Source organism: [Chlorobium] sp. 445, from assembly GCA_002763895.1.
In the GTDB taxonomy this organism is placed as follows: Bacteria; Bacteroidota; Chlorobiia; order Chlorobiales; family Thermochlorobacteraceae; genus Thermochlorobacter.
In genome coordinates this window covers 1-24,070 of the sequence record NSLH01000035.1, presented here as the reverse complement: position 1 = coordinate 24,070, position 24,070 = coordinate 1, and the positions used below count along the sequence as shown (strand labels likewise).

Below are 24,070 nucleotides of genomic sequence, written 5' to 3'. Positions count from 1 at the left end.
ATAGACGGTTTCTCCCGGTTTAGAGAAGCCATATTTTCGCGAGCAAGTTTTTCAATGGTCTCCAAAACTTTTCGCGTTTTGAATTTGTGTGTTAAGTTGTTCGGTGCGACGATGTTCAGCATCGAGTTCTGACTGCAAGCGAGCGCGCTCAACTTCAAGGCGAATGCGAGAGACAATGCCATAATCGCCGAACATCACATAAAACAAAATCAATCCAATGAAAGCAAGGCGAACATATTTGAGGGGCGCGCGCACTGCATCTTTCGCAAAAAGGCGAAAGCGAATGCGCAAACGCCGAATAACTTGCTTGGAAAGATAGCGACGAATATTCTGGAAGATATGTTCAGAAGCAGACTCAGGCGATGAATGCGACATAAAAGCGTGCTTGATTGTAATGATTGCAAAACCTGATCGAATTTACGAAAAAGTTATGCCTAAACATGGTGTTAGTTAGCAAGACGGCGTTTGAGTTCGCTGAGTGTAAAATCTGTGTCAGCGCGGAAATCGCGCCACTCGCGCACATACCAAAATCCCTGTGCCGATTGCAGCAGTCGCAAGACCGCTTTACCGCTGGTTTGCTCCGGAATGTCGCGCGCCGTGTATCGTGCAGTGAGCCGGTAAGAAATTGAAAGTTGTAGCTCAGTTGCGGAAGCTAGTGTGCGCTCTTCGACTCGAATTTGCAATTGCGGTCTGGCATCACGCGCAAGCTGACTGCGAAAGTTCTCAAAGAACCGCCGCTCAGAGATAATGTTCCAATTCTGGAAAATTGCACCAGCTGTGCCAGCCGTTTCAGGTGCAGGCACAAAGACAAAATCTGACACGGAAAGATTGTCTGTTATCGGTGCTGGTGAAAACGTGCGCGTGTAATCGACAGGATTCACAGTTGCAAATGCGTTGGAGAGATTCTCAAGCACAAGATCAGCAACAGTTGGCGGTCGCCACGCTTGTGTAAGTGGTGCAAGTGTTTCTGGCGGCTCTGGCGTGCGTGCTGAAAATAAGTTGCACGATGCAAAGAGCAGTGCAAGAGCAAGACTGGTGCAGTAGTGCATAGACACTTCAAGTTAAGTAAAATCAAGGCGTAACAGAATAAAACAAAGCCATGTGGTCTATGTAGAAAGGACAGAGAAAATCTTATCTTTTGCGCAAAACATCCACTGTCAAAAAAATCCACTGTGCAAAATCACCATGACGGTTGAAATTCGAGAAGCTAAAACCCCAAAAGAAATTCGTGACTATATCAAATTTGCATGGAAAATCTACACTCAAGATGAGCAACTAAAAAAAAAACTGGGTGCCGCACATCATCGCCGACTACGAAAAAACCTTAGATAAATCACGCTATCCGCTCTGGGAACATGCCGACCGCGCTTGCTTTACAGCATGGAAGAATGGCAAAATGCAAGGCACAATTACGGCTACAATAAATCACGCTCATAACGAACTGCACAAAGACAAAGTCGGTTTCTGGGGCTTCTTTGAATGCGTGAATGATCAAGATGTGGCTTCTGCACTCTTCGATGCAGCAAAGGCATGGCTGAAAGAGAGAGGCTTGAACGCGATGCGTGGACCGATTAGCCCCTCGACCAACGACCAACTTGGAATGCTGTGCAAAGGCTACGACTCACCGCCAACCTTTTTGATGACCTACAATCCGCCGTACTACCACGATCTCTGCCGTAACTACGGCTTCCATGTAGAGCAAGAACTTGTAGCATGGCTTGTCAATCAAAGGACAATTGATTTGCCACGTCTGAAGCGCATCAGCGAGCTGGTAAAGAAACGAGAAAAACTGCGCCTGAGGCATATCAACCTCAAAGAGTGGCAAAGCGAAGCCAAAATCATTCGTGGGCTCTATAACAAAGCGTGGGAACTCAACTGGGGCTTCGTGCCTTTTACAGAAAAAGAATTCTATACGCTGGCAAAAGACTTGAAACAAATTGCCGACCCTGACCTCATTTACTTTGTGCAAAATGAAAAGGATGAGTACGTCGGATTTTCGCTCTCGCTACCTGATGTCAATATCGCACTCAAACATGTCAATGGTAATCCAACCTCTCCGTTGGGGCTAATAAAGTTTCTCTGGTATTCGCGCAAGATCAATCGTATTCGTACTATCGTGATGGGCGTCATCCCGGAGTACCGCAACAAAGGGGTTGACTCACTAATGAATGCGGAAACAGTTGAGGTAGGTATTCGCAAAGGTTACTGGGAAGCTGAACTGAGCTGGGTGCTCAAAAGCAATATCCCCATGCAAAGACTTGCTGAAGCCATTGGCGCTGACCCCTACAAAGAATACCTGATTTACCAAATTGACTTCTGACAAAAAACAATATGAGCACGATGACAAAAGAGAAACTCTCCGTTGAAAAAATTTTAGAGAAGTTGGATAAGGGTGAGCGTATCGGTATTGACGAAGGCATATTTTTTCTGCGCCAAGCCAAAAAACTCTTAGGCAAGAGCGAACTTGAACGCTTCTTCAGTGCAGCAAAAGCGCAAGCAAAAAAGAATCCACCACCTGCGCCTTTACGCATTGAACGCTGGCAATATGATGCAAACAACATCCCAGAGCCTGCTGCACCGATTGTGTTTCTACAAGTTGAGAACGCACTTCCACTCAATGATGTGCTACAAGCCATTTGCGCAGTGGCAGCCAAAGCAAAAGTTGCTGCGCTAACCCCAACAGATGTACTGAGGCTGGCGACAAACGAAAAACTCAAAGTCCTCACTGTAGCGCAGCGACTTGCAGAAGCAGGGCTATCATACATTGAAGGTAAGTTCGATGCCAAAGCTGACGACACACTTGCCATGGATGAACAGTTCAGCGTGGTGATGATGCTGCAACGCTTTGGCATAAAAGCCAGCGCATGGTTGCCACTTTCATTCGACGATGAAGAAAAAGTGCGACACCTTGCGCGCTTGCGCGAATTTCACGACCGCACCCAAGCCTTTGACTTCCTCTTTCTTTTCTGCACGAACAAAACCAGCGAGAAAGATTTGCTGCTGACAACAGCACTGGCGCGCCTGATGCTCGATAACCTAAAGCGAATCGCACTTGCCACTTACAGCGAGCACCAAACAAAGATGCTGCCAGCAGAAGTGCTGCAAGAATGCATCGCACTCGGTGTGAATCAAGTCTGAGCCCTGAACAGCGGTGCAAATTCAAGCCGCTGAGGGTAAAAGTTTGAGCAATGCAGAGTCACACGCTAAATTTGCAATTAATCTTTGACTAAACCTTTCTTTTGCGGATGAAATCGCTGGCAGAACTTCAAACGACGCACCCTCTTGTCTATCGCTATTTTTCTAGTCTTGCCGATGGCGAATTCTGGATTCGTCGTGTTCAGGAGATTGATAGCTATTGGTCGCGCATTGGACGCACGAACATTCCTGAGGTGATTTTAGATGGCTCAGAGTTGCCGCCGAACATTGAACTTGCAGGCGAGTTTGATTTGATTTATGCAGGCGCCACACTTGGATTGCTGCATGCTGCCGCTATGTCATCGTTGCATCATCAATCTGTTTTAGTGCTCGACAAATACACGCCTGCAAAGACACACCGCGATTGGAATATCTCGTTGCGAGAATTGGCACGTCTTGAGAAAATGGGACTCATGGCACAAGCTGATACCGAAAAAGCCATTACAGCACGATACAAAACAGGGTTTGTCGAATTTGCAGCACGCGGACCGCGTAAGCGGCTCTATATGCAAAATGTCTTGGATTGTGCGATTGAGTCCGATGTGATTTTGCAGCTTGCACTGCAGCGGCTGTTGCAAAACCCCAAAAGCGCAGTGATGGGAAAAACGCTCTTCAAGCGTGTCTTCAAACGCGAGCATGATGTGATTGTGGAAGTGGAGCACGAAGGAAAATTGCAATACTTCAAAGCCAAAGTGCTTGTTGATACTATGGGCGTGCTGTCGCCGATTGCCATGCAACTCAATGGCGGTGTACCGCAAACCCACTGTTGTCCAACAGTCGGCACGCTTTCAAGTGGCTTGGAAAATATAGACTATGATATTGGTGAAATTCTCGTCTCGACAGAACCAGCAGATTTTTCACGCGGGGGCGGACGCCAACTAATCTGGGAAGGCTTCCCAGCCAGCAAGACGGAATTTACCTCCTACCTGTTCTTCTACGACCGCATTGATTCCGAAAACGACAAATCGCTGCTCAATCTCTTCGAAGTCTATTTTGAAAAATTGCCAACTTATAAGCCACTAGGTAAAGACTTCAAAATCCATAAGCCGGTCTTTGGAATTATTCCAGCCTACCACCACAATGGATTTGGCAATGCACGTGTTACAGCCGACGACCGTATTGTGCTCTTCGGTGATGCTGCATCACTGTCTTCGCCGCTGACGTTCTGTGGATTTGGCTCAATGGTACGCAACTTAGAGCGCACAACTGTTGCACTGGCGCATGCCCTTGAACGCAATGCACTCAGCCGCTCGGACTTGGAAAGCATCAACGCCTTTGAGCCAAATGTGGCAATCATGTCAAACCTGATGAAATTTATGTGCTACGACCGGCGCACAGACGAACCAAATTTCGTCAATGAATTGATGAATGAAATTATGAAAGTGCTCGATGAATTGCCTGAACGCTACCGCGAGACCATGTTCCGTGATGAAATGTCGCTGTCTGATTTTACTACACTAATTCTTACCGTCGGCGCAAAGTATCCTAAAATCTTCCCGATTACGTATCAAAAACTCGGTATCTTGGGCAGTGTGTCGTGGCTTCAAAACTGGGCAGGTTGGGCAGCTGCCTCATTCAAAAAACCACAGCAGGCGCAAGCATGAAACAGGTTTTTCTTGCCCTGTTATTTCTTGCCATTGCAACAGCAGTGCAAAGTTGCACGAAGCCTTTGCCCAAAGAGCAAGCAACTGTGCAACTTGAACACACACTTGATTCGATTTGCAAAGCTCATTCGGTCGTAGGGCTAAGTGTAGCTGTCGTAAGTCCAGATAGCATTCTGTTTTCTCGTGGATTTGGCTGGGCGCAACTGGGCGCAGCGCGTCCAATGACTGATTCTAGCTATGTACGCATTGCCTCAATTTCAAAAACCATCACAGCACTTGCACTGATGCAGCTCTATGAACAAGGCAAGTTCAAGTTAGATGATGATGTCTCGAGTGCACTTGGCTTTAGTTTGCGCAATCCAAATTTCCCTAACGAACCGATTACTTACCGACAACTCTTACAGCACACATCCAGCCTGCTCAGCGATGAAGTGCAACCGCAGCCTTATTATGTCCTCTGGCGCGACGCTTCACTTTCATTGCAAGACGTCTTGAGCAAAGACGGCAAACGCTATCAAGACAGCGTTTATCGTTCGTTGTGGGCGCAAAGTGCACCAGGCAAAACCTTTGCGTATTCAAACTTGGGATATGCGCTTCTGGGCACGCTGGTTGAAAGTCATTCAGGAGAGCGCTTCGACCAATACTGCGCTCGACATATCTTCAAGCCACTGGGGCTTGCATGCAGCTTTAATGTGCAAGATGTTGCTCCAGAAAAACTGGCTTACCCTTATCGCTTAGTTGAAGGTAAATGGACAGCGCAAGTCGACAGCGTCATAACTACGCTGAACCTGGAAGACTATGTGGTAGGCTCAAATGCGTTATTGTTCTCGCCACAAGGCGGATTGAGAGTAAGTGCAAAAGAACTGGCTAAGCTAGCACAAGTTTTTCTTAATCGCGGAAAATGGCGCAACATTTGCTTGCTCAATGATACAACGCTGTTGAGAATGGAACGCGATTCGCTAGCAACATCAGAGACGTTCTTTCGCAAATATGCACTGGGGTTGCATCACGCAAAAGGGATGTTTGAAGCGATAGAAATGACCGGGCATCCGGGGCTAGCCTACGGGTTGCTAAGCGGCTGGTATTACAACCGCGCACACAATGTGGGTATTGTTGTCATTATTACAGGTGCACGCTATAAAGCCACAGAGAACGAATTTTATGATGTGGAGCGCAGCATTTATTCAGCAATTGGGCAATACCTGCGTGCAACACGCTTGCGGCTTCATAGCCTGTTGTAACAAGCATGAAATTTTCAGAGCTTTGCTGTAGAGAAGTGTTTGGAGAGCTGGTCGGAAAAGTCTCGTAGTGCTTGCTCGTTCTCAAATTCAGGCATATCAATGCGGTGGACGCAAATCTCCACTTTTGAAAACGGCTTAGGAATTTCGAATGCATCCCAACTGCCGAGCTTCCATGCCTTGTGATGTGTAATGGCAAGGAAGAGAATTGGCGCGTGGCATTGAGCGGCAAGGCGAATAGCGCCATATTTAAACGATTCTCTTGGACCGCGCGGACCATCAGGCGTCATCACAACAGCGCGACCAGCATGTAGAGCCGCTTGGATACCAGCTTTGACAGCGTCTTTGCCACGAGAACTCGAGCCACGAAGAAGCTCATAGCCAAGGGTATGAAGTGCATTTGCTAAAATTTCACCGTCCTTTGAAAGACTCACAATCGCAACGCGAGCAGAGGCATGAGTTTTAGCAAGCAGTTCTGATGCAGCAAGCCAGCCAGTGAGCATTTTACCGTGCCAGAAAGCAACAATAACCGCTTCGTGAGGACAAGCTGTATCCCCAGTCCAACTTTTGCGGAGCGAGGCATACAGCCGGCGCATGGCTTGCGGCAAAATCGTGCGCGATAGAAACCGCAACATGTGTTCCAAGCTAACAGATTAGAGTGCTCAAGCGCAGCACCATCTACAATCTATCAAGAAAGTGCAAATGTGGACGAACAATTATCAGCTGCAGAGAGAAGTAGCATAAAAATCAAAAAGGCGACGCTGTGCATCGCCTACAAATACAAACGGACATACAAACGGATTGCACGAGTAAGTAATCAACCAATCTGCCGTGCTGCGATGAAAGTAGCTTAGTATCGTTCGCGCTTTTGAAAGCCGCCGTTATCGCTTCTGTTAAAGCCACCCTTGTTGAATCCGCCTTTGCCACCAGAGCCAGAGCCATACTTTTTCTCGCCGTATCCGCTTCTATCACCAAACGATTTTTTCTCTTGCGGACGCGCATCACTGACTTTGATAGAGCGACCATCGAGTTGAGTGTTGTTCAGCGCTTCTTTTGCTGCCTCAGCATCCCCTTCGGACTTATACTCAACAAATCCAAAGCCTTTGCCTTGAATGATTTTAACAGAGACAATTTCCCCATAGTTAGCGAAGGCGTTGCGCAGTCCTTCTTCACTGGTTGAGTAGTTCAAATTACCGACATAAAGTTTCGTTGCCATTTCTGAGCGTATGAAGTTTAAGTTGTTGAAACTGGACTGAGGCGAGAAGCGACTTCGAGATACAAATGTTGGGTATCCAAAGATGCAAAGTTCTACGCTCAGTTTGCCAACGCAATCTAACAAGTTCGAACTTGTCTTCCAAATCCGCAAGAGGGACGGTTGTAGATGTATTTTGCAAGGAGAGAAATCAACAGGCAAGACAGAACCGCAAGCCGGTGATGGAGCCACACTTGATGTTTGCAAAGAGTTTTTCGAATGTTATGGAAATTTTAATTTCCGATGTACCGTTGTAGAGCAACAACTCGATTTTTTGGAACTAAGACAGCTATATCACTATGCAACATGCATTGCTTTCTCGCTTGGGGTTAGGTATACTCATTGCGCTCTCTGTCTCAGCCTGTGCAACCGTCAAGAACACTGCTCAGAAGCCCGCAGAGAAGAGAATCGACCAGGCTACGCTTGCGGCATTGCAGCCCAAACCAAACGAGGCGAGAGCAATGCGACACTTTGTCAGCGGTGGGCTCTATCAAGCCAAAGACCAATTCTCTCAAGCAATTATCGAGTATCAAGATGCGTTGCGCTACATGCCTAACGAAGCTGCAATTCACTTTTCAATAGCAAAGTGCTATCAGCGTCTTGGCAAGTTAGAGCAAGCTATTCAGCATGCGCAAAAAGCAATCACACTCGACAGTTCAAACAAGTGGTATGATCAACTCTTGGCGCAAATTTTCTTTGAGGCGGAGCAATACAACGACGCAGCTGCAGCAACAGAGCGATTTCTGAAAAAAGCACCGAACGATGTGAATGCGCTGTACATGCTTGCAGCGTCATATACTGCCGCAGAAAAGCCCGAAAAAGCTATCGCTGTCTATGATCGCATTCTACAAGTTGCAGGTGCTGATATTGAGGCGCTCTATAAAAAACTGCTGTTGCAACTTCAACTCAAACGCGAGGATGAAGCAACCTTGACACTCCTGCAAATGATTGTAATTGACCCAAACAATGATGAGCTCTATTACATGCTTGCGGAGATTTATCTCAAATCCGGTCGCTATGAGGAAGCCTTAGCCACATATGATGAAATCATTGAAAAGCATCCAAATGAACCGCGTGCTTATGCCGGCTACTCCGAAATTTATGTGCGTCAAAGAGATTGGAAACGCTTTGAAGCCATGCTCGAGAAAATGTTTCAACATACCACATGCACGAAGGAAGAACGAATGGGGCTGGCTGAAGCTTATCTCTCGCGTGCAGCCAAAGATACGCTCTACCTTAAACCCGCTGAACTTGTGCTGACCAAAGTGCAAAAACTCTATCCAAAAGAATGGCAACCCTACTGGTTCTTAGGCATCATTCAAATGGAGCAGCGCAATCTGAATGGTGCTATTGAGAACTTTAAACAAATGACGACGCTGCGACCGGATGTTATTGCTGGTTGGGAAAATTTAGGCATCGCATATCTGCAAAAAAGCGATAACGAGCAAGCTATCGCTATCTTCAAAAAAGCCATGAGGCGGCAAGCGCAGCCATCGTTTCGGTTGCAAATGCTGCTTGGTATCGCACTCAGCCAAGCCAACCGCGATAGTGAAGCTATTGAGTATTTGGAGAATGCGCTTAAATCCAGCGAACAGGCTTCAGGACCAGAGCGCGTGCAAGTCTATAGTACACTGGGTATTGCCTACGATCGCATTGGCAAACCCGTAGAAAGCCAACGCAATTATGAAGAGGCCTTGAAGCTCGATCCCGAAAACGCGCTGGTGTTGAACAATCTTGCCTACTCACTCTCAGAGCGCGACCAGCAACTCGAGCGCTGCTTAGAAATGGCAAAAATTGCAGTTGAGAAAGAGCCAAACAACGGCGCTTATCTGGATACGATGGGCTGGATCTATTTCAAACTGGGCAATTATGAAGAGGCACGCATCTGGATCGAAAAAGCGCTTAGTGCTGGACGCGAAAGCCCCGCTGTGCTTGAACATCTGGGGGATGTCTATCACAAACTTGGCAAACGTGAAAAGGCGTTAGAGTATTGGCAACGCGCACTGCAACTCAATGGCAGCAGCATTAGCTTGCGCGAAAAAGTCAGTGGCACACGCATGCCATAGCACAACACAAGGTCTGGATATTCTCCGCTAAGACAAGGCAGACCCTGTTAGGCTCAAGCATGAAGGTCTGCCTTTGCACCCAATACCACAAAAACTGACAGACGAACATGGCATCACAACACGCTGTGAAGTGTAACCCCCTCATTTAACTTGAAAAGCATTAGGAATTTTTGCCCCTACTAAGTAAGTTCTCTACGAAAATGAAAGTTTAACAAACAAAATACGAACTGTCATACAACTATGGTGATGTCCAGCGCTGCCGCAAGCGAGCCAGAATGCGCTGCGGTCGATCTGCATATGCATACGACATGCTCAGACGGAAAACTCTCGCCGAAGGAACTGGTTGAAAAAGCTGCAGCAATAGGCTTGAAAACCATCAGCATCACTGACCATGATAATTTAGCCGCCTATCAAGAAGCAAAGCCAGTAGCTGATGCACTCGGCGTTGAGCTCATTCCAGGCGTGGAAGTGAGTACATCGCATCTGGGCAGAGATGTGCACATTCTTGGGTATTTCGTGCAAGACAATTCAGAGCTGAGCGAATATCTCAAAGCCTGCCGTGAACAGCGAATTTTACGCACCGAAAAAATCGTGCATAACCTAAGAAAGTTAGGGGTGTATATCCACATCGAGAAAGTCTTTGAAAAAGCTGCAAACGGCTCGGTAGGGCGTCCGCACATTGCCGCAGTCTTACAAGAAACGGGCTATGTGCAAAGCTATAGTGAAGCCTTCACCAAATACATTGGCACCAATAGCCCAGCCTATGAAAAAAGCGTAGAGACTGACCCAGCGGAGGTTATTCGGCTCATCAATGAAGCAGGAGGCTTGTCGTTCCTTGCGCACCCAGGTAGATTTGTACCCGATGAGACTATTCGCTTCCTGATTGATGTAGGCTTAGATGGTATTGAAATCATTCATCCAGCTCACGATGCAGAGCAGCAAGAGTTTTATCGCGCAATCGCTAATGAGTATTTCCTCTTGATGTCAGGGGGCTCAGATTACCATGGCACAAAGCCACAAGACGAAGAAAACTTCGGACAACTTGTTATGCAATACAAGTGGCTAGAAAAAATGCGAAACCGCTTGGTGCATATTTAGACGCCTAACTCAAAAGCCTGGGGCACAAACAGCTCTGACTGCGCACAGAGCGCCTGACCACCGTGCGCCCTAATGTTGGAAATGCAAAAAGCAAGTGCCTTCGGCAAGCAAAGACATAGCGTCAGGTCAAAACGCTATGCTGCTGTATGACCCAAAACAAGAGAAGCAAAGTTGCCAAAAAAAGTTTTTGCTTGTCAGGCAAATGTCTTGTGGTGTAAATTTGCACCTCAGGCTAAATCAAGTCTCAAATGAGTTACACGGTTATCGCGCGTAAGTATCGACCACAAAAGTTTTCGGACATTACTGCCCAGGAGCATATTACACGCACATTGCAAAACGCTATTCGCACGGGACGAGTGGCACACGGCTATATTTTCTCGGGGTCGCGTGGCGTCGGGAAAACAACCACGGCAAGAATCTTAGCAAAAGCCTTAAACTGTGAACGAATTTTGACGGATGAAGCGTACCGGCATGAGGTGGCTGAGCCATGTGGCATGTGCGAAAGCTGCCGCGATTTTGATGCTGGCGCAAGTTTGAACATCGCCGAGTTCGATGCTGCCTCAAACAATGGGGTCGATGACATTCGCCTCCTGCGGGAAAATGTGCGCTATGGACCGCAGAAAGGTAAGTACAAAGTCTATATCATTGACGAATTTCATATGCTCACAACAGCGGCATTCAATGCGTTTCTCAAAACACTCGAAGAGCCGCCGCCCCATGCCGTCTTTATTTTTGCGACTACAGAACTGCACAAAGTCCCTGCAACGATTTCTTCACGCTGTCAAAAGTTCATCTTTAAACGCATTGCCGCTGAAAATATTGCGCAAAGGCTGTCTGAAATCTGCAAGCAAGAACAAATTGATATTGATCAAGAATCGTTGAATCTGATTGCACGCAAAGCCGACGGGGCAATGCGCGATGCACAAAGTCTCTTAGACCAAGTCATTGCATTTTGTACAGAAAATGGCAAAGGCAAAATCGAGTACGTTGCTGTCTCTGAGCTGCTGAACGTGATTGATGAAGAGCGTCTGTTTGATGTTAGCGATGCGATTGTGGCGCAAGACAGTCGCAAGATGCTCGAAGTCTCGCAGTTCGTCTATCAAAACGGATATGATATGAGTGACTTCCTGCAGCGGCTGATAGCGCACTTCCGAAATTTTCTGATTGTCAAAAACGTGCGCTCAAGCAAACTCATTGAAACGACCGAGCACTTCAAAAAACGCTATGAAAAAGATGCAGAGCACTTCAGTGTGGATGCACTGATGCGCTACCTTGATGCGATTACAGAAGCAGAGCAGAGCCTCAAGTTTGCACGTGAAGCACAGCTAAGGCTTGAAGTCCTACTCTTCAAACTCCTTATGCTCAAAGAAAACAGCGATCTTGAAATACGCCTTGCAAGACTTGAGAAAGCTGTGCAAACACTGCAAGAAGAGCTAAAAAAAAAGACTTTAGCGAGAGCTTAGCGCACACTGGCAACAGCGTCCCTCAATCGCTGCAAAATGCACCACCTGTAGCAGGGCACAATACGCGCTCATCACTTGATGAACTTCCTAAAATCAATCTGGGGGCTTGGAAAGAAAAATTCTTCAAACTCGTTGAAGAAACCCCGTATCGACCGAAAACGGCTCCTACTAAACTGGCAGCTAACGCTAGTGAGGTAGAAGTAGCAACCACACAAGAGCCAGGTCAAACAAACGAGCTTGAAAAAAATTGGCAGGGACAGTGGCAAGCTTTTTTGCAAGCATTAGAAGAAGAGGGGCTCGTACGGCTTGCCGCGCATCTTCGCCTGTGCACCTTTGTGAGCGCCGAGAAACGAACGTTTAAACTCACATGTACCAGCCGCGTAGCCTACGAAATGCTGCAGGACGAACTGTATATCATCAGCGAAAAAGCACGCGCATTTTACCAAACAACCCTGTTCTTTGAGATTAGTTTGGACAAAACCGCCTCTTCAGCAGCAAAAAAAGAACACTCGCGCGAAGAGCAGTTCAAATCACTAGCTGAAAAAAGTGAGCTTGTGCGCTACCTCATCAAAGAATTCGGCGCTGAGCTTTCCTACTGAATTCCTACTAAATACGGTGCCGACACATATGCCCGCACTCTTCTAAAGCCCAGCAAGACCCGGTATAACGAAAATATCAAGCGTCATAGAGACCATAGTCAGGAAGTGCAGCCATACACCTGCCCACACGTTTCGCGTTTTGAGCACCAGGTAGCCATTAACGATGCCAATCGGAACTGCCATCATTGCCATCAGTGAGCGCTCCATAAAGCCGACAGGTGCAACCGCATAGTGATTGAGCACATAAAGTGCAGTAGTGATGATAACCACCAAGTGCGCATTGACCCCACGGCGCAAGAGCGCTGAAAAGAGCATGCCGCGCCAGAGAAATTCTTCGCCCAAAATCAAAATCGGGAAGAGATACAGAAAGCCCATATCGACAAGAATGGTCTGCATCTCTTTCATGGGCGCACCGCCATTTTTGTAGTAAAAATAAGTGTTGCCAATATCCATCAGAAAGAGCACACTGCCGATAACACTCGACCAGAGCAGCGCCGCTTTCAAGTTCTTACGTGTCAGAAAGACATCTTCCCAAGCATGGTGCTGTTTGCAATACCATAGCGTCAGTGCAATAGCACCAATCACATAAAGAAACAGTGCACCCCATTCTTTGAGCGGTGTGAAGTGTCCGATAAGTCCGAGTAGCCAAATGGCGCCAACAAGTAAAAGCGAAAGTTGCAAATCACTCTCGCGCAGTGTCAGACTTTGCAGGCGTGACTGACGAGGCGGCGTTGAAATAGGTGAAATGTTCATAGTTAATCCTCCTAATGTTTGGGTTAGTAATACAAAATTACACCATGTGTGTTGTTTTTTAAAAGCAAATCCATTTTACAGGTGCATATTTAGATAAGGTCTCAATCTGGATGCAGGGCAGTGCGCAGGTGCAAGCGTGCCGAGGGTTTGAGAGACAGAAAAATTAAGGTAAATCGAATTCAATGCTCAGCGGGTAGTGGTCAGAGCTTTTTTCATCGGCATGAATAATGCCGGATTTGGCAAGCGCCGCAAGTCGAGGTGAGGCGTAGACACAATCAATGCGCCAACCGATGTTGCGTTCCCGTGCGCCTTTCCAGTATGGAAACCAAGTGTAGAGTCCGCTCTGTTGTGGATGGAGTTCACGAAAGACATCGTGCAAACCAACGGAAAGCAAAGCGTTGAGGGCGCGGCGTTCATCGGGACGGAAGCCTATGGCATCATCTTTTTGCTGTGAGGGATGCAGGTCGATTGCTTCGCGTGCCACATTGATATCGCCAGCGATGAGTAAGTTTTTGCCAGCGCGCAAGGTATCTGCTGAAAATTCGCGCAGAGCATCAAAAGAACCGAAGTTTGAGCGCATAGTGCTCCGGCTTTTCTCCACGCGGAAAGTAACCTCCAATCAGAATGAAAGCACCAAAATCAAGTTCAAGCAAGCGATTTTCTACATCGAAGTCAGGGATACGCATGTGCGGTTCACCATGTAAATCAAGAAACGGCTTACGCACAAGCACTGCCACGCCGCTATATCCGGCTTTAGTGGTCGAGTCGTTCCAGTAGGCGCAATAGTCTTGGTGCTTCGTGATTGTGGCAGGAACTTGCGCAAGTGCAGCTTTGACTTCTTGCAAGACAAGGATATCAGGGGCATGCTCAGCAAGCCAAGCCAGCAAGGCTTTTTCACGGGCGCGAATGCCGTTGACATTCCAAGTGCTGAGGCGCATCGCTATGCAATAAGCGTTGAGAGATTGGCAGAAGCAATACTTGAGCTCAGCAACGCAATCACCAGTTTGAATGCCATACGATTACGTACACGACGCAAATGTTCCAGAATAGACGCCCGCTCTTGCATTGCAAGCTCATAGTCTGTAATGACAACGGTTTTGAAAATAGGCTTTGAGTAAATGTGTTTGCCTTTCGGCGACTTGCGCCGCGCTTGCATCTCAACTAACGCTACATTACCCTGATACTGCATCGCATACACACGCTGACGCGAGAACTCTGTCCACTCTTGATTGTAATGAAACTTAAAGCGCACTTCGCAATCTGGGTTACGATCCAGAAAATGATTGACATTGAAAATGACACGATGCAGGCGAGGATTGACGCGCGTAGAAAACGCTAACCACTTGAATTCATGCAAATCACTTGGCTGCTGCACTTGCGCGGCTTTCTCGTTAATCGGAAAACCGTAGCCTGCCATCAAATCTTCAATTGTAACCTGACGCTGCTTAACGCGTGCGCGCGTGGAGAGCTTCTCAAAACGTCTGGGGAAGCGTGCCGCAAATTCTGCATCGTAAGCGGCTTTGCGAGCAGGGTCTAAAAGCACACGCTTGGCTTCCAAAATGAGCTTGGTCCGCTCATGCGCTTGTGCTTGCATGTAAGCATCCGCATTTTGAAACCTATCGGGGTGCCACTGCTTAATTTGCGCCATGTACGCGGCATGAATAAGCTCAGGTGAATCATATGGGCGTACGCGCAGCACCTCGTAGTAATTTTTGAAAGTATCTGGTGAGGCAGGCATGGCGCAGAAAAACTACTTCTTATTATCGGTCGAGCCGGTTAAAGTCCTAACAGAAAAATGCACGGTTTAGCCGTCTTAACAAAGATAGGAGTTTATCAAAGGTAATGCAACGCCGCCGTGAGAAGAAAATAAAATTGCCTTTGCATACAACTCTGGGCAAAGGCAAATAGGGTAAAAAGGAAACTGCAAAAAAACAGCTTAAACTGTAATAGGCGTGGCCCTCAGAATCGCACGCCACTGCTAATTTGAAAGTTCGTGCCCGATGAAATCAGAAGTTTGCCTTGCGCATAAATTGCAACAGGACCTACTGGAAACAAAGCACCGCCAAATAGATTCAAGCCGGCACTGGTAGAACTTTGTGTCTGCGAACCACCCCCAAAAGGCACATCCACGGTCACCGAAGAAAATGCAATGAGCAAGCCCGCTCCGGCATAGGGAGAAATCGGCGACTTTGGAATGTCAAACACATAGGCAACATCGCCATGTCCAAAAATACTAAAGGCACTGCCACCACCGCTGCTCGAGATAAAGAGGTAATCTGCGGTTGGGTTAATCATCAGCGTACCAAAAGCAGGAATTTTAATCGGCACAGCAACACCAGCACCAATTGAGAAATTGCCGCCATTGGTGTAAATCCCAAGCCTTAGGTCGGGCTTAATTTGCGCCCGAGCGTCCAGCGAGCATAAAAGAACAAGGCTAAGAAGAAGTACAGCAGAGGAAAAACACTTTTTCATAAAAATACATGGTTAGGTTGATGAAACTGAGGAAAGAACAAAAAACTGCAAACGACACTGCAAGTGTGCACGCTACGAACTATGGCTCACTCTCGTCATCTTCTTGTGTAGGGTCGGGCAGATGCGGAGCATTCAACCACTCTTCAATGAAGCGTTTGAGTGCTTCAGCATCACTAAAAATCAGATTTTCGCCAGAGCTTGAACGCTGCAGCGAAATTTTCAGCACCCTATCGCTTGAATCGCTGAACAAAATGAGCTTCATAACAAAAGTCTCACGATACAGCATCATGTAATCGTTCAATTGTCAAGTCGCAAGCAAAGTAGAATGCAGTGATAACCGCTGAATAACCAAAGCAGGTTAAGCAAGACATTCACAGAAAGAAGGCAAAGAAGAGAAAGCAAGGTGAGTACAACGAGGGAGTTGTGGCGCAAGCAAAAGCCAAGCCAAAGTGCGGCGCGGTCAACTGCTTTTGGATTTTTTTTCGTGTGTTGAAGATGCTTTACGCAAAAAACCTTGCTTGAGACGTCTTGCTGTTTTGGGCGAGACGCCCTTGCGTAGCGTATTTGTCATCAAGCCAGCGCCAATAAGCGATTGACGAAATTTGTAAGCATCTCGTAGCGAGTAGCTTTGCCCATCAAGAATCCATTGCAGAAAAACCCCATCCGACATGGCAAGTTCCAAGCGCGTAAAAGACTCAACATCAACATCGACAAACAGTTTAAGTCTGATAAGCTCTTCGGTAACTTTGCCGCCAAGTTCTGCAAGGCGTGCTTTCATCTGGCGAATGCGATCGAGAAACTTATGATTTTGTGAGCGAATCGCATGTGCCCAAAATTCAAGCAAGATTGCTGCATGTGAGGCGTGTTTTTCATAGAAGGCGACAGTGGTATCAATCAGCGCACTGGCTTTGGAGACAGGATCTAAATGCGCTGCAGCTTGTCGCTCCATGTCCATTTCATATTCGTAAATCCATGATTCATAGACAGCAAAGAATAGGTCTTCTTTGGTCTCGAAGTATTCATACAGCGTGCCTTTGCCGACCCCTGCCTCATCAGCAATATCCTGCATTTTCGTCTCATGAAATCCCTTTTGTGAAAAGACGGTAATTGCCGCATGAAGCAAGAGCAGGCGTTTGGCTTCACGGGCTTCTTCGGTGGTTGAGCGGTGTGGCAGTTTCATCGGCGCCTCAGTTCGTGGTTTGAATGGCGTTGCAAAGTTAGCGCTGCGCACAAACTTTGCAAGTTAGTGCAGCCAAAGCATAAAAATAAAAAGCCGCCAACTGGTATTGGCGGCAAAGAACAAAGCAAGGCAAAAGAGAAAACTACAAAATGCGCATTTTGCTTGTCGCAGCAGGCACACCCCACGCTTCTGCAAGGTGCGGCGGAAAATCAATCCGATAGCCACCTTCATCGATAAAGTAAGCCCACGGTCTGACACTGAAATTGCGAATGCCCATCGTGTAGAACGGGTCGCGCTTCAAAACTTCTTCGAGCGCTTCTTTGCTGTCTGCTGTTACAATGCAAAGTCCATCGTCAAAAGCACCTTGCTCGTTAATGAAAGGACCTGCAGCAACAAACATGCCTTTCGGGATATTTTCCAACATCCACTTGATATGCTCACCGGCATATTTCATGACATCAGGTGCGCGTCCTTCATTACACGTCATTTGAACAACAAAATATTTCGCGTCAGCACTCCGCTGAGGTGTGATGCGCATTTGGCTGGGCGTAGCGCTAACGCCCCACGCTTCTGCAAGATGCGGCGGAAAATCAATCCGATAGCCACCTTCATCGACATGATAATCCCACTCACGCACTGTAAAACGGCGTATACCCAGAGCGTGATAGGTCTCGGTCTTGAGCAGGTCTTCGAGTACTTCTTTACTTTCTGCTTTCATGATGCAAAAGCCGTCATCAATCGCTCCGTTTTCATTAAGATAAGGTCCGCCTAACACAAATACCCTTTTGGGGATAGTTGCAAGCATCCACTTGATATGCTCACCTGCGTATTTCATTAGGTCAGGCGCACGCCCTTCATTACAGATCATGTCAACAGCAAAATACTTCATACTCATGCTCAGGTTGAATTTTGATGAGATAAGTTGTTTCAAAAGTGCGTTATGCATATGTGGCTTCAGTCTCCAAGATGCGCGCTGGAAACCACTGACGAGCAAAGGAACTGACAAACCATTTCTTGATATCTAATTGCACAGGCACGCAAGGTGTGTAGGTTTGATACCAAGGCATTTTTGTCTTAAGCATCGTCATGACCCGCTCCATCTCAGACTCAGGTAAAAGTGCTGCGACACCTTGCGCTTGCAAAAAGTCTTTCGTGGCGTCGTTCTGCGAAATCAGAATTCCTACATTGGGGTTTTTCCGCAGATTTGCCACGGTCTTTCCAGCTACTTCAAGCATGAGGTAGATAGAAAGGTCATCAGAAGCAAAATAGGCGCCCAAAATCCACGGTGAGTATTCGCCGCCTGTCGTCGCAATGCTGATGGCATTGTTGGTGCGAAGAATGTCTAAAATCACCGCTTTAATTTCCGTGTGTGAAGCCATAACTAAAATGATGGTTGAATCGTGATAGTTGAAAGTTGACTGCAAATGTTCTGCCTGACCGACCAGTCGGTCGAAAAGGGTGTACAAAAGCCAGCGCTATTTCGTTTCCAAGCGACACATTCTCTTAGAGAATTGCGTATCTTTTAGAATGCAGTATATCAGTTCGGTGTTGCTTGAGTTGAGCGTGAGGGCTTCGGGGCAAGTGAAAAACTTGCAGCAAGCAAGCCTTATCTCAATGAGTAATGCCATCAATTCCAACTTTTGAACTTCCAGCATGCAGTACGATGAACATCTTTTGCGCCTCATTGGCGAAGTATTAGTAGAAAAACAAGAAAGTCTTCGTTCAAAACTGTCGGATAACACAGCGATTCAAAACGATATTGTGAATTTGGCGTTTGCCGAAGAAGTCATCGCACTGGCAAAAAATCGCCTAAGCGCATGGCGAAATGAACAGCGAGCGGATGAAGCGGTGTGGGTAGAGCGAAGTTTTGAGCAGTATCCACACATCCGGCTGCACGGCGGCGTCAGGGAAGACGACCCACCGAAATAAATTAAATCCTCCACATTTCGCATTAAACCATCGGCACACGCAAAGCGTCAATCCTATTGAACAAGATGTCCGCTGCCAACTGAATTGCATGGCAAGTCAATGAAATCAGATAGCGAACTCATAGCCATTTTCAAGGCAGGCGGCGCAAAAGCAGAACAGGCTTTTACGGAGCTCGTTCGACGCTATCAAGAAAAAGTCTATTGGGTATGCAGGCGAATGCTCAAATCGCATGATGATGCCGATGATGTAGCACAAAATGTCTTTATTAAAGTGCATCAAGCTCTACGAAATTTTAATGGGGAGTCAGAGTTTTACACTTGGCTCTATCGAATTGCGACAAATGAAACCATCAATTTTCTGCGGACTCAAAGCGTGCGACGCGCCGACTCAATAGACGAGATGCTACAAGAGCCGCAAGCTAACGAAACCGAGCCTATTGAGACCATCGAACGCGCCGAAGAAAAGCAACTGATTGCAGAAGCCATTGAAGCTCTGCCAGAAAAGCAAAAACAAGTCTTCATGATGCGCTATTACGATGAACGCTCCTATGAAGAAATAGCGGACATCTTAGGCACCAGCGTAGGCGGGTTGAAAGCCAATTATTTTCACGCTTTCAAGAAAATTGAAGCCTACATCAAAGCACGAATGAAATCTAGAGCGAACTAAAACAAGAGTGAGGAGAGAAAGATGACAAGAAAAGAAAAACTTCTGCTCGAGCTGCCAGATTTCATCATGGGTAAGACGCCAGAGGCACTAACGAAGGAAATTCAATGCTTGATTGACACCGATGCCAATTTCCGCGCCGAATACAATGCGCTACGCGAGACAATGGAGCAGGTGAAGCGTTTTTCTGAGACTGCCTTTGAGCGAGCGCCAAAAGTAGATGTGCCACCGTTTTACTTTGAGACCTTTGCCGATAGGGTTCGACAGCGACTTGCTGCACAGCCACAACCCTTCTGGCAAAAGGGCTTAGAGTTTCTCCAAGCGCTCTTTGCCCCAGAGCAGCGGTATCAGTTCGCAGGCGCATTGGCAGGTGCAGCTATGGCTGTCTTAGTGATTCTTGCAGCATCGCGCCTTGATCTTTATACAACAGTGCAAGCTGATCATTACTCAGAGGCACAGAAAGCGTTTGCGGTGGCAGGTTCAGAGTTTAGCTCTATCATGCGCTATGCCGCAAGCCTAAGTCCTGAATTGCTGGTGAGCTCGCTGAGCGAAGAAGAGGGAACCCTGCTCCTTGAAGCAATGATGCATGAGCTTAGCGACGAGGAGCAGTTTAAGACACTCTCTAAAGAAGAGGTAGAAGTTTTAATGAAGATATTGTAGTAAAGCTAAAAATCTGTTCAACCTTTAACGACGGCACAACTATGATGCGCATGAGAGTCATTTTAGGCATACTGATGTTGCTGCTTGGCGCCGTGCAGGTAATGGCGCAACCGGTGCCAAGAGAACACGACCGACGTCCAGAGCTACCACCACGCGCAAGGATGGGACGAGCGCCAATGTCGCCTGAACAGCGGACGGAATTCATTGCGCGACTGCGTCAAATGCGGATGTGGAAACTCACCGAGCGCCTCAAAATGAGCGAAGAGCAAGCCATCCGCTTTTTCCCGAAGTATAACCGTTACCAGGATGAATACTTTGCCAAAGCACAAGAGCTGCAGACACAAATGCAAGCACTGCGCCAAATGGAAGAGCGCAAAGCACCCGATAACGAAATAGATAAACAGATAGAGAAAATTTTGGCTACGCGCACCGAAATGAGCAGTCTGTTGTCCAAATACAAAAAAGATTTCCGAGAAGTGCTTTCATCGCAACAAATGGTAGAACTTGTGCTCTTTGAACGCGATTTTTTGGATGACTTTAATAGACTCTTGAACCGTAGCAGACCAGATACAACGCGCTAATAAGAAGAGCCCCTTTTGCGACTTAATTGCAGTTGCCCCCACCAAGTCTGTACATTCAGCTTGCTAAACAAGACACAACATTTCGGCACGCCTGCAGCAAGGTTATATTTGCTACATTGTATAAAATCATTAAAGTGGCTCAAAAGTCAGATGAAGAAGTGTGTTATTCTGCTCGTGCTTTTCGTCAATCTCTGCTGCATAACAAGTCTCAAAGCACAATCTGTAGGTTTTGCCGATGCCTTTCCTTCACTGCCTGCGTTTTCCTTTCCCGTGGAAATGGTGCACGCAGGCGATGGGTCAAATCGGCTATTTGTGGTAGAGAAAGCTGGACGCATTCGTGTCTTTCAAAATCAAAGCAATGTAGCAAGTTACAGCACGTTTTTAGATATTACCGACCGCGTTGTGCTGAGCAGTCCGCCAAACAGCGATGAGCGAGGCTTGCTTGGCGTAGCCTTTCACCCAAACTATGTGACTAACCGCTTTTTTTATGTCTATTACACGCGCGACACGGTTATCAGTAGCGTGGGCACACGCATGAAAATGATTCTTTCGCGTTTCCAAGCCAGTGCCTCCAATCCGAATGAAGCCCTGCCGAGTAGTGAGTATCGCATACTGCAGTTCGTCAAGAATCAAAACAACACAAATCACAACGGCGGCAAAATTGCATTTGGCACCGATGGCTTTCTTTACATCTCGGTGGGTGATGGTGGCGGTGGTGGCGACCCGCAAAACAATGCGCAAAATGTGAATAGTCTTTTCGGCAAACTCTTGCGCATCGATGTAAGCAGCGATGATTTTCCAAGCGATGACGAGCGCAACTACCGCATTCCACCAACCAATCCGTTTGCTACAGGCGGTGGCAGACCTGAAATTTTCGCATGGGGCATTCGCAATATGTGGAAGTTTAGTGTGGATAATGTCGAAGGCATTATCGGCGGCGATGTCGGGCAAAACGCCCGCGAAGAAATTGACCGCGTCTACCTCGGCCGAAATTACGGCTGGCGATTCATGGAAGGTGATTTGCCATACAATATCCCCAATCCCAGTGATACAAACGGACTGAACCTCGTCCCGCCAATTCATGTCTACCCACACTCCGAAGGACGGTCGGTAACGGGCGGCTATGTCTATCGTGGCAGTGCTTTGCCTGAGCTGGTCGGGCGATACATCTACGGCGACTATGTCTTCGGGCGTGTCTGGTCGCTGAACCTTACCTCACTTACAAACACACTACTCTTTACTGCCAGTGGCATTAACATTCCCAGTTTCGGTGTCGATCAAAACAATGAACTGTATTTTCTTGGCTTCAATAATGGGCGAATTTATCGGCTCACCAATACGGCACCACCCCCAGCCGGCGATCCTGTGCCGGGCATTGGCATCTGGTCGGAGTTAGGCAGCGGGGTCAATGGCACCGTGCGTGCAATTGCTGTCCGAGGCGACGAGGTCTTCGTAGGCGGCTCGTTTACAATGGCAGGCAGCATACCTGCAAACAACATCGCAAAGTGGAGCGCTGCAAGCGGTTGGACAGCCTTAGGCAGTGGCGTCTCAGGCACGGTTCAGGCACTTGCCTTTGACCAAAATGGGAATCTCTTGGTCGGCGGCGCCTTCAGCACGGCAGGGGGGATTGCAGCAAACAACATTGCACGCTGGAATGGCTCAACGTGGAGCGCACTGGGTACAGGCACGAATGGCTATGTCAGCGCAATTGCAGTAGCGTCAAACGGCGATGTCTTTATTGGCGGGGCATTCACGCAAGCCGGTAGTGTGGCAAATGCAAACAACATTGCACGCTGGAATGGCTCAACGTGGAGCGGGCTTGCAGGCGGAATGAATAACGAAGTGCGTGCACTTGCCATTGCTCCAAATGGCGACCTGTTTGCAGGTGGTAACTTCACACTCGCAGGGACGGTCCCCGCAAATAACATCGCTCGCTGGAACGGTTCGGCGTGGAGCGCGCTCGGCGCAGGCGTCGATGCCTTCGTCAATGCCATAACTGTTTTGGAAAATGGGGATGTAATTGCTGGCGGAATTTTCCTAAATGCAAGTGCCTTACCAGCCAATCGCATCGCTCGCTGGAACGGTTCGGCGTGGAGCACACTCGGCGCAGGAGTTAGCGGGCTTGTCTCAGCGTTAGTCTCAGCTGGCAACATAGTCTATGCAGCGGGAGGATTTCTGACAGCTGGGGGACGCATCGTCAATCAAATTGCGCGCTGGAATGGCTCAAGTTGGGAAGCACTGGGACATCAAGCTGTCGGTGCCACAGGCAATATCAATGCGTTGGCGCTCAGCAGCAAGACATTGTTTGCTGGCGGAAGTACAAGTGCGTTCGGAGGTGTTGCAGCAAATAACATCGCACAGCTGGAATTACCTGATGCAGCTGAAGTTCGCACAATTGCGCCAAGCAATAGCTCACACACATTTGCACAAACCGGCGTCCAAATTGATTTTACCAGTGTGGCAAGCAGTGGGTTCGTGAGTGTGGCACGCTATGATTCCGAACCGCAAAATGTGAGCGGTATTCCACAGGCAAATGTAAGTACCTATCGCTTTGTGATTTCGCAAACAAGTCTGGGCTCATTCAATGCACTGCTGCGCCTTAACCGCACACAAATTCCTAACAGCGGAATTGCCAATCCTGCTACCATACGCGTTTATCGCAGACCGATACCAAACACAGGCACCTTTTCCGTCTTGCCAAATGCGTTTGACACAAATTTTCCTGACGAAGTGCGTGCCACGACATCTCTCTTTTCAGAGTTTGTGTTAGGCGGCGATGCCGATAATCCGTTGCCCGTTGAGCTCATTAGCTTTACAGGCTCTCGTGTCACAGAAGGAGTGCAACTGAATTGGACAACCGCCTCAGAGCGCAACAACGCCGGGTTTATCGTACTGCGCTCCTCCTCGCGTGAGCCACAACCGCGTGAGATCGCCTCGTATCAATTCTCACCTCTGTTGCGCGGCAGGGGAACAACGACAATGCCAACAACATACAACTTTCTTGACACAGGCATTGAGACCGGTATCACTTACACCTATCGCTTGCGCAGTGTGGATTTTGATGGCACCATCCATGACTACCTGCGCACACTGACGCTCAATGTCCATCCCTTGAATGCTGATAAACAACCCCAAAAAGTCTATGACTACGCTCTCATGCAAAACTATCCAAACCCCTTCAACCCGACGACGACGATTCAATTCGCCATTCCTGCGGTAAGCGATGTGAAGCTAGAAGTGTTCGACATGCTAGGACAAAAGGTTTCAACGCTGGTCAATCGCCGAATGGAAGCGGGGCTTCACACGGTGAATTTCAG

General features: G+C 47.7%; 25 protein-coding genes and 2 pseudogenes. 14 read left to right on the top strand and 13 right to left on the bottom strand.

Going from position 1 to position 24,070, the window contains the following annotated elements; translation table 11 throughout:
* Window positions 1-51 precede the first annotated feature (51 nt).
* Together CMR00_11270 and CMR00_11265 are read right to left on the bottom strand one after the other, a co-directional pair.
* Window positions 52-375, bottom strand: coding sequence for a hypothetical protein (locus tag CMR00_11270; GenBank protein PIO47299.1), 324 nt, complete (start codon window positions 373-375; stop codon window positions 52-54).
* A 71-nt stretch (window positions 376-446) separates the two neighbouring features.
* On the bottom strand, window positions 447-1,049 hold the full coding sequence (locus CMR00_11265) for a hypothetical protein (protein ID PIO47298.1): 603 nt from the start codon (window positions 1,047-1,049) through the stop codon (window positions 447-449).
* 136 nt (window positions 1,050-1,185) lie between these two features.
* On the opposite strand from CMR00_11265, the pseudogene CMR00_11260 reads away from it, so the two are divergent.
* The 4 genes and pseudogenes from CMR00_11260 to CMR00_11245 all read left to right on the top strand — a co-directional run bounded on the left by CMR00_11260 (window position 1,186) and on the right by CMR00_11245 (window position 6,040).
* Window positions 1,186-2,320: pseudogene (locus tag CMR00_11260) on the top strand (hypothetical protein).
* Between the two features lie 20 nt (window positions 2,321-2,340).
* A complete protein-coding gene (locus CMR00_11255; GenBank protein ID PIO47297.1) occupies window positions 2,341-3,138 on the top strand; it encodes a hypothetical protein in 798 nt (265 codons plus the stop codon).
* A 107-nt stretch (window positions 3,139-3,245) separates the two neighbouring features.
* On the top strand, window positions 3,246-4,799 hold the full coding sequence (locus CMR00_11250; GenBank protein PIO47296.1) for a hypothetical protein: 1,554 nt from the start codon (window positions 3,246-3,248) through the stop codon (window positions 4,797-4,799).
* The gene (locus CMR00_11245) at window positions 4,796-6,040 is read left to right on the top strand and encodes a hypothetical protein (GenBank protein ID PIO47295.1); all 1,245 of its coding nucleotides are present in this window, start codon (window positions 4,796-4,798) and stop codon (window positions 6,038-6,040) included. The genes CMR00_11250 and CMR00_11245 overlap by 4 nt, the downstream gene beginning before the upstream one ends.
* A gap of 14 nt (window positions 6,041-6,054) precedes the next feature.
* On the opposite strand, the gene CMR00_11240 is transcribed toward CMR00_11245, so the two are convergent.
* Window positions 6,055-6,672 carry a hypothetical protein gene (locus tag CMR00_11240; protein ID PIO47294.1) on the bottom strand — a complete coding sequence of 206 codons (618 nt, stop codon included), beginning with the start codon at window positions 6,670-6,672 and terminating at the stop codon, window positions 6,055-6,057.
* On the opposite strand from CMR00_11240, the gene CMR00_11235 reads away from it, so the two are divergent.
* Window positions 6,673-6,891, top strand: coding sequence for a hypothetical protein (locus tag CMR00_11235; protein ID PIO47293.1), 219 nt, complete (start codon window positions 6,673-6,675; stop codon window positions 6,889-6,891).
* Here the strand turns inward: CMR00_11235 and CMR00_11230 are convergent.
* Window positions 6,888-7,253, bottom strand: coding sequence for an RNA-binding protein (locus CMR00_11230; GenBank protein PIO47292.1), 366 nt, complete (start codon window positions 7,251-7,253; stop codon window positions 6,888-6,890). The two genes, CMR00_11235 and CMR00_11230, sit on opposite strands and share 4 nt — an antisense overlap.
* A gap of 335 nt (window positions 7,254-7,588) precedes the next feature.
* Here CMR00_11230 and CMR00_11225 point away from each other — a divergent pair, with 335 nt between their 5' ends.
* The 4 genes from CMR00_11225 to CMR00_11210 all read left to right on the top strand — a co-directional run bounded on the left by CMR00_11225 (window position 7,589) and on the right by CMR00_11210 (window position 12,515).
* Window positions 7,589-9,355, top strand: a complete 1,767-nt coding sequence (locus CMR00_11225) for a hypothetical protein (protein ID PIO47291.1) — start codon at window positions 7,589-7,591, stop codon at window positions 9,353-9,355.
* A gap of 240 nt (window positions 9,356-9,595) precedes the next feature.
* Window positions 9,596-10,453: a phosphotransferase gene (locus CMR00_11220; protein PIO47290.1), complete on the top strand. Its 858-nt coding sequence runs from the start codon at window positions 9,596-9,598 to the stop codon at window positions 10,451-10,453.
* 248 nt (window positions 10,454-10,701) lie between these two features.
* Window positions 10,702-11,916, top strand: coding sequence for a DNA polymerase III subunit gamma/tau (locus CMR00_11215; protein PIO47289.1), 1,215 nt, complete (start codon window positions 10,702-10,704; stop codon window positions 11,914-11,916).
* 272 nt (window positions 11,917-12,188) lie between these two features.
* Window positions 12,189-12,515, top strand: a complete 327-nt coding sequence (locus CMR00_11210) for a hypothetical protein (GenBank protein ID PIO47288.1) — start codon at window positions 12,189-12,191, stop codon at window positions 12,513-12,515.
* Window positions 12,516-12,557: 42 nt separating this feature from the next.
* On the opposite strand, the gene CMR00_11205 is transcribed toward CMR00_11210, so the two are convergent.
* The 9 genes and pseudogenes from CMR00_11205 to CMR00_11165 all read right to left on the bottom strand — a co-directional run bounded on the left by CMR00_11205 (window position 12,558) and on the right by CMR00_11165 (window position 18,575).
* Window positions 12,558-13,268 (bottom strand): CPBP family intramembrane metalloprotease, encoded by a 711-nt coding sequence (locus tag CMR00_11205; protein ID PIO47287.1) that lies wholly within the window; start codon window positions 13,266-13,268, stop codon window positions 12,558-12,560.
* A gap of 163 nt (window positions 13,269-13,431) precedes the next feature.
* A pseudogene (xth, locus tag CMR00_11200) lies at window positions 13,432-14,206 on the bottom strand (exodeoxyribonuclease III).
* A gap of 2 nt (window positions 14,207-14,208) precedes the next feature.
* Window positions 14,209-15,006, bottom strand: a complete 798-nt coding sequence (locus tag CMR00_11195; protein PIO47286.1) for a hypothetical protein — start codon at window positions 15,004-15,006, stop codon at window positions 14,209-14,211.
* A gap of 221 nt (window positions 15,007-15,227) precedes the next feature.
* Window positions 15,228-15,740, bottom strand: coding sequence for a hypothetical protein (locus tag CMR00_11190; protein PIO47285.1), 513 nt, complete (start codon window positions 15,738-15,740; stop codon window positions 15,228-15,230).
* Between the two features lie 79 nt (window positions 15,741-15,819).
* Complete coding sequence (locus CMR00_11185; GenBank protein PIO47284.1) at window positions 15,820-16,029, bottom strand: hypothetical protein; 210 nt, start codon at window positions 16,027-16,029, stop codon at window positions 15,820-15,822.
* A gap of 171 nt (window positions 16,030-16,200) precedes the next feature.
* On the bottom strand, window positions 16,201-16,971 hold the full coding sequence (locus tag CMR00_11180) for a hypothetical protein (protein ID PIO47283.1): 771 nt from the start codon (window positions 16,969-16,971) through the stop codon (window positions 16,201-16,203).
* 91 nt (window positions 16,972-17,062) lie between these two features.
* Window positions 17,063-17,866 (bottom strand): hypothetical protein, encoded by an 804-nt coding sequence (locus CMR00_11175; protein PIO47282.1) that lies wholly within the window; start codon window positions 17,864-17,866, stop codon window positions 17,063-17,065.
* The gene (locus tag CMR00_11170; protein ID PIO47281.1) at window positions 17,859-18,299 is read right to left on the bottom strand and encodes a hypothetical protein; all 441 of its coding nucleotides are present in this window, start codon (window positions 18,297-18,299) and stop codon (window positions 17,859-17,861) included. The genes CMR00_11175 and CMR00_11170 overlap by 8 nt, the downstream gene beginning before the upstream one ends.
* A gap of 96 nt (window positions 18,300-18,395) precedes the next feature.
* Window positions 18,396-18,575 (bottom strand): hypothetical protein, encoded by a 180-nt coding sequence (locus CMR00_11165; GenBank protein ID PIO47280.1) that lies wholly within the window; start codon window positions 18,573-18,575, stop codon window positions 18,396-18,398.
* Here CMR00_11165 and CMR00_11160 point away from each other — a divergent pair.
* From CMR00_11160 to CMR00_11140, 5 genes are all read left to right on the top strand, one after another.
* On the top strand, window positions 18,574-18,849 hold the full coding sequence (locus CMR00_11160) for a hypothetical protein (protein ID PIO47279.1): 276 nt from the start codon (window positions 18,574-18,576) through the stop codon (window positions 18,847-18,849). The genes CMR00_11165 and CMR00_11160 overlap by 2 nt on opposite strands.
* 99 nt (window positions 18,850-18,948) lie before the next feature.
* The gene (locus CMR00_11155) at window positions 18,949-19,515 is read left to right on the top strand and encodes an RNA polymerase subunit sigma-70 (GenBank protein ID PIO47278.1); all 567 of its coding nucleotides are present in this window, start codon (window positions 18,949-18,951) and stop codon (window positions 19,513-19,515) included.
* Between the two features lie 21 nt (window positions 19,516-19,536).
* A complete protein-coding gene (locus tag CMR00_11150; protein PIO47277.1) occupies window positions 19,537-20,172 on the top strand; it encodes a hypothetical protein in 636 nt (211 codons plus the stop codon).
* 41 nt (window positions 20,173-20,213) lie between these two features.
* Window positions 20,214-20,753: a hypothetical protein gene (locus CMR00_11145; GenBank protein PIO47276.1), complete on the top strand. Its 540-nt coding sequence runs from the start codon at window positions 20,214-20,216 to the stop codon at window positions 20,751-20,753.
* 150 nt (window positions 20,754-20,903) lie between these two features.
* Window positions 20,904-24,070, top strand: a 3,167-nt coding sequence (locus CMR00_11140; GenBank protein ID PIO47275.1) for a hypothetical protein, incomplete at its 3' end; no start/stop codon positions are given.

Coding starts and splice junctions, on each gene's coding strand:
- CMR00_11240 (PIO47294.1), bottom strand. CDS start 6,672: ATGTTGCGGTTTCTATCGCGCACGATTTTGCCGCAAGCCATGCGCCGG.
- CMR00_11215 (PIO47289.1), top strand. CDS start 10,702: ATGAGTTACACGGTTATCGCGCGTAAGTATCGACCACAAAAGTTTTCG.
- CMR00_11160 (PIO47279.1), top strand. CDS start 18,574: ATGCAGTACGATGAACATCTTTTGCGCCTCATTGGCGAAGTATTAGTA.
- CMR00_11190 (PIO47285.1), bottom strand. CDS start 15,740: ATGAAAAAGTGTTTTTCCTCTGCTGTACTTCTTCTTAGCCTTGTTCTT.
- CMR00_11265 (PIO47298.1), bottom strand. CDS start 1,049: ATGCACTACTGCACCAGTCTTGCTCTTGCACTGCTCTTTGCATCGTGC.
- CMR00_11145 (PIO47276.1), top strand. CDS start 20,214: ATGATGCGCATGAGAGTCATTTTAGGCATACTGATGTTGCTGCTTGGC.
- CMR00_11225 (PIO47291.1), top strand. CDS start 7,589: ATGCAACATGCATTGCTTTCTCGCTTGGGGTTAGGTATACTCATTGCG.
- CMR00_11220 (PIO47290.1), top strand. CDS start 9,596: ATGGTGATGTCCAGCGCTGCCGCAAGCGAGCCAGAATGCGCTGCGGTC.
- CMR00_11255 (PIO47297.1), top strand. CDS start 2,341: ATGACAAAAGAGAAACTCTCCGTTGAAAAAATTTTAGAGAAGTTGGAT.
- CMR00_11170 (PIO47281.1), bottom strand. CDS start 18,299: ATGGCTTCACACACGGAAATTAAAGCGGTGATTTTAGACATTCTTCGC.
- CMR00_11195 (PIO47286.1), bottom strand. CDS start 15,006: ATGCCTGCCTCACCAGATACTTTCAAAAATTACTACGAGGTGCTGCGC.
- CMR00_11245 (PIO47295.1), top strand. CDS start 4,796: ATGAAACAGGTTTTTCTTGCCCTGTTATTTCTTGCCATTGCAACAGCA.
- CMR00_11205 (PIO47287.1), bottom strand. CDS start 13,268: ATGAACATTTCACCTATTTCAACGCCGCCTCGTCAGTCACGCCTGCAA.
- CMR00_11175 (PIO47282.1), bottom strand. CDS start 17,866: ATGCATAACGCACTTTTGAAACAACTTATCTCATCAAAATTCAACCTG.
- CMR00_11185 (PIO47284.1), bottom strand. CDS start 16,029: ATGATGCTGTATCGTGAGACTTTTGTTATGAAGCTCATTTTGTTCAGC.
- CMR00_11155 (PIO47278.1), top strand. CDS start 18,949: ATGAAATCAGATAGCGAACTCATAGCCATTTTCAAGGCAGGCGGCGCA.
- CMR00_11230 (PIO47292.1), bottom strand. CDS start 7,253: ATGGCAACGAAACTTTATGTCGGTAATTTGAACTACTCAACCAGTGAA.
- CMR00_11150 (PIO47277.1), top strand. CDS start 19,537: ATGACAAGAAAAGAAAAACTTCTGCTCGAGCTGCCAGATTTCATCATG.
- CMR00_11250 (PIO47296.1), top strand. CDS start 3,246: ATGAAATCGCTGGCAGAACTTCAAACGACGCACCCTCTTGTCTATCGC.
- CMR00_11270 (PIO47299.1), bottom strand. CDS start 375: ATGTCGCATTCATCGCCTGAGTCTGCTTCTGAACATATCTTCCAGAAT.
- CMR00_11165 (PIO47280.1), bottom strand. CDS start 18,575: ATGCTGGAAGTTCAAAAGTTGGAATTGATGGCATTACTCATTGAGATA.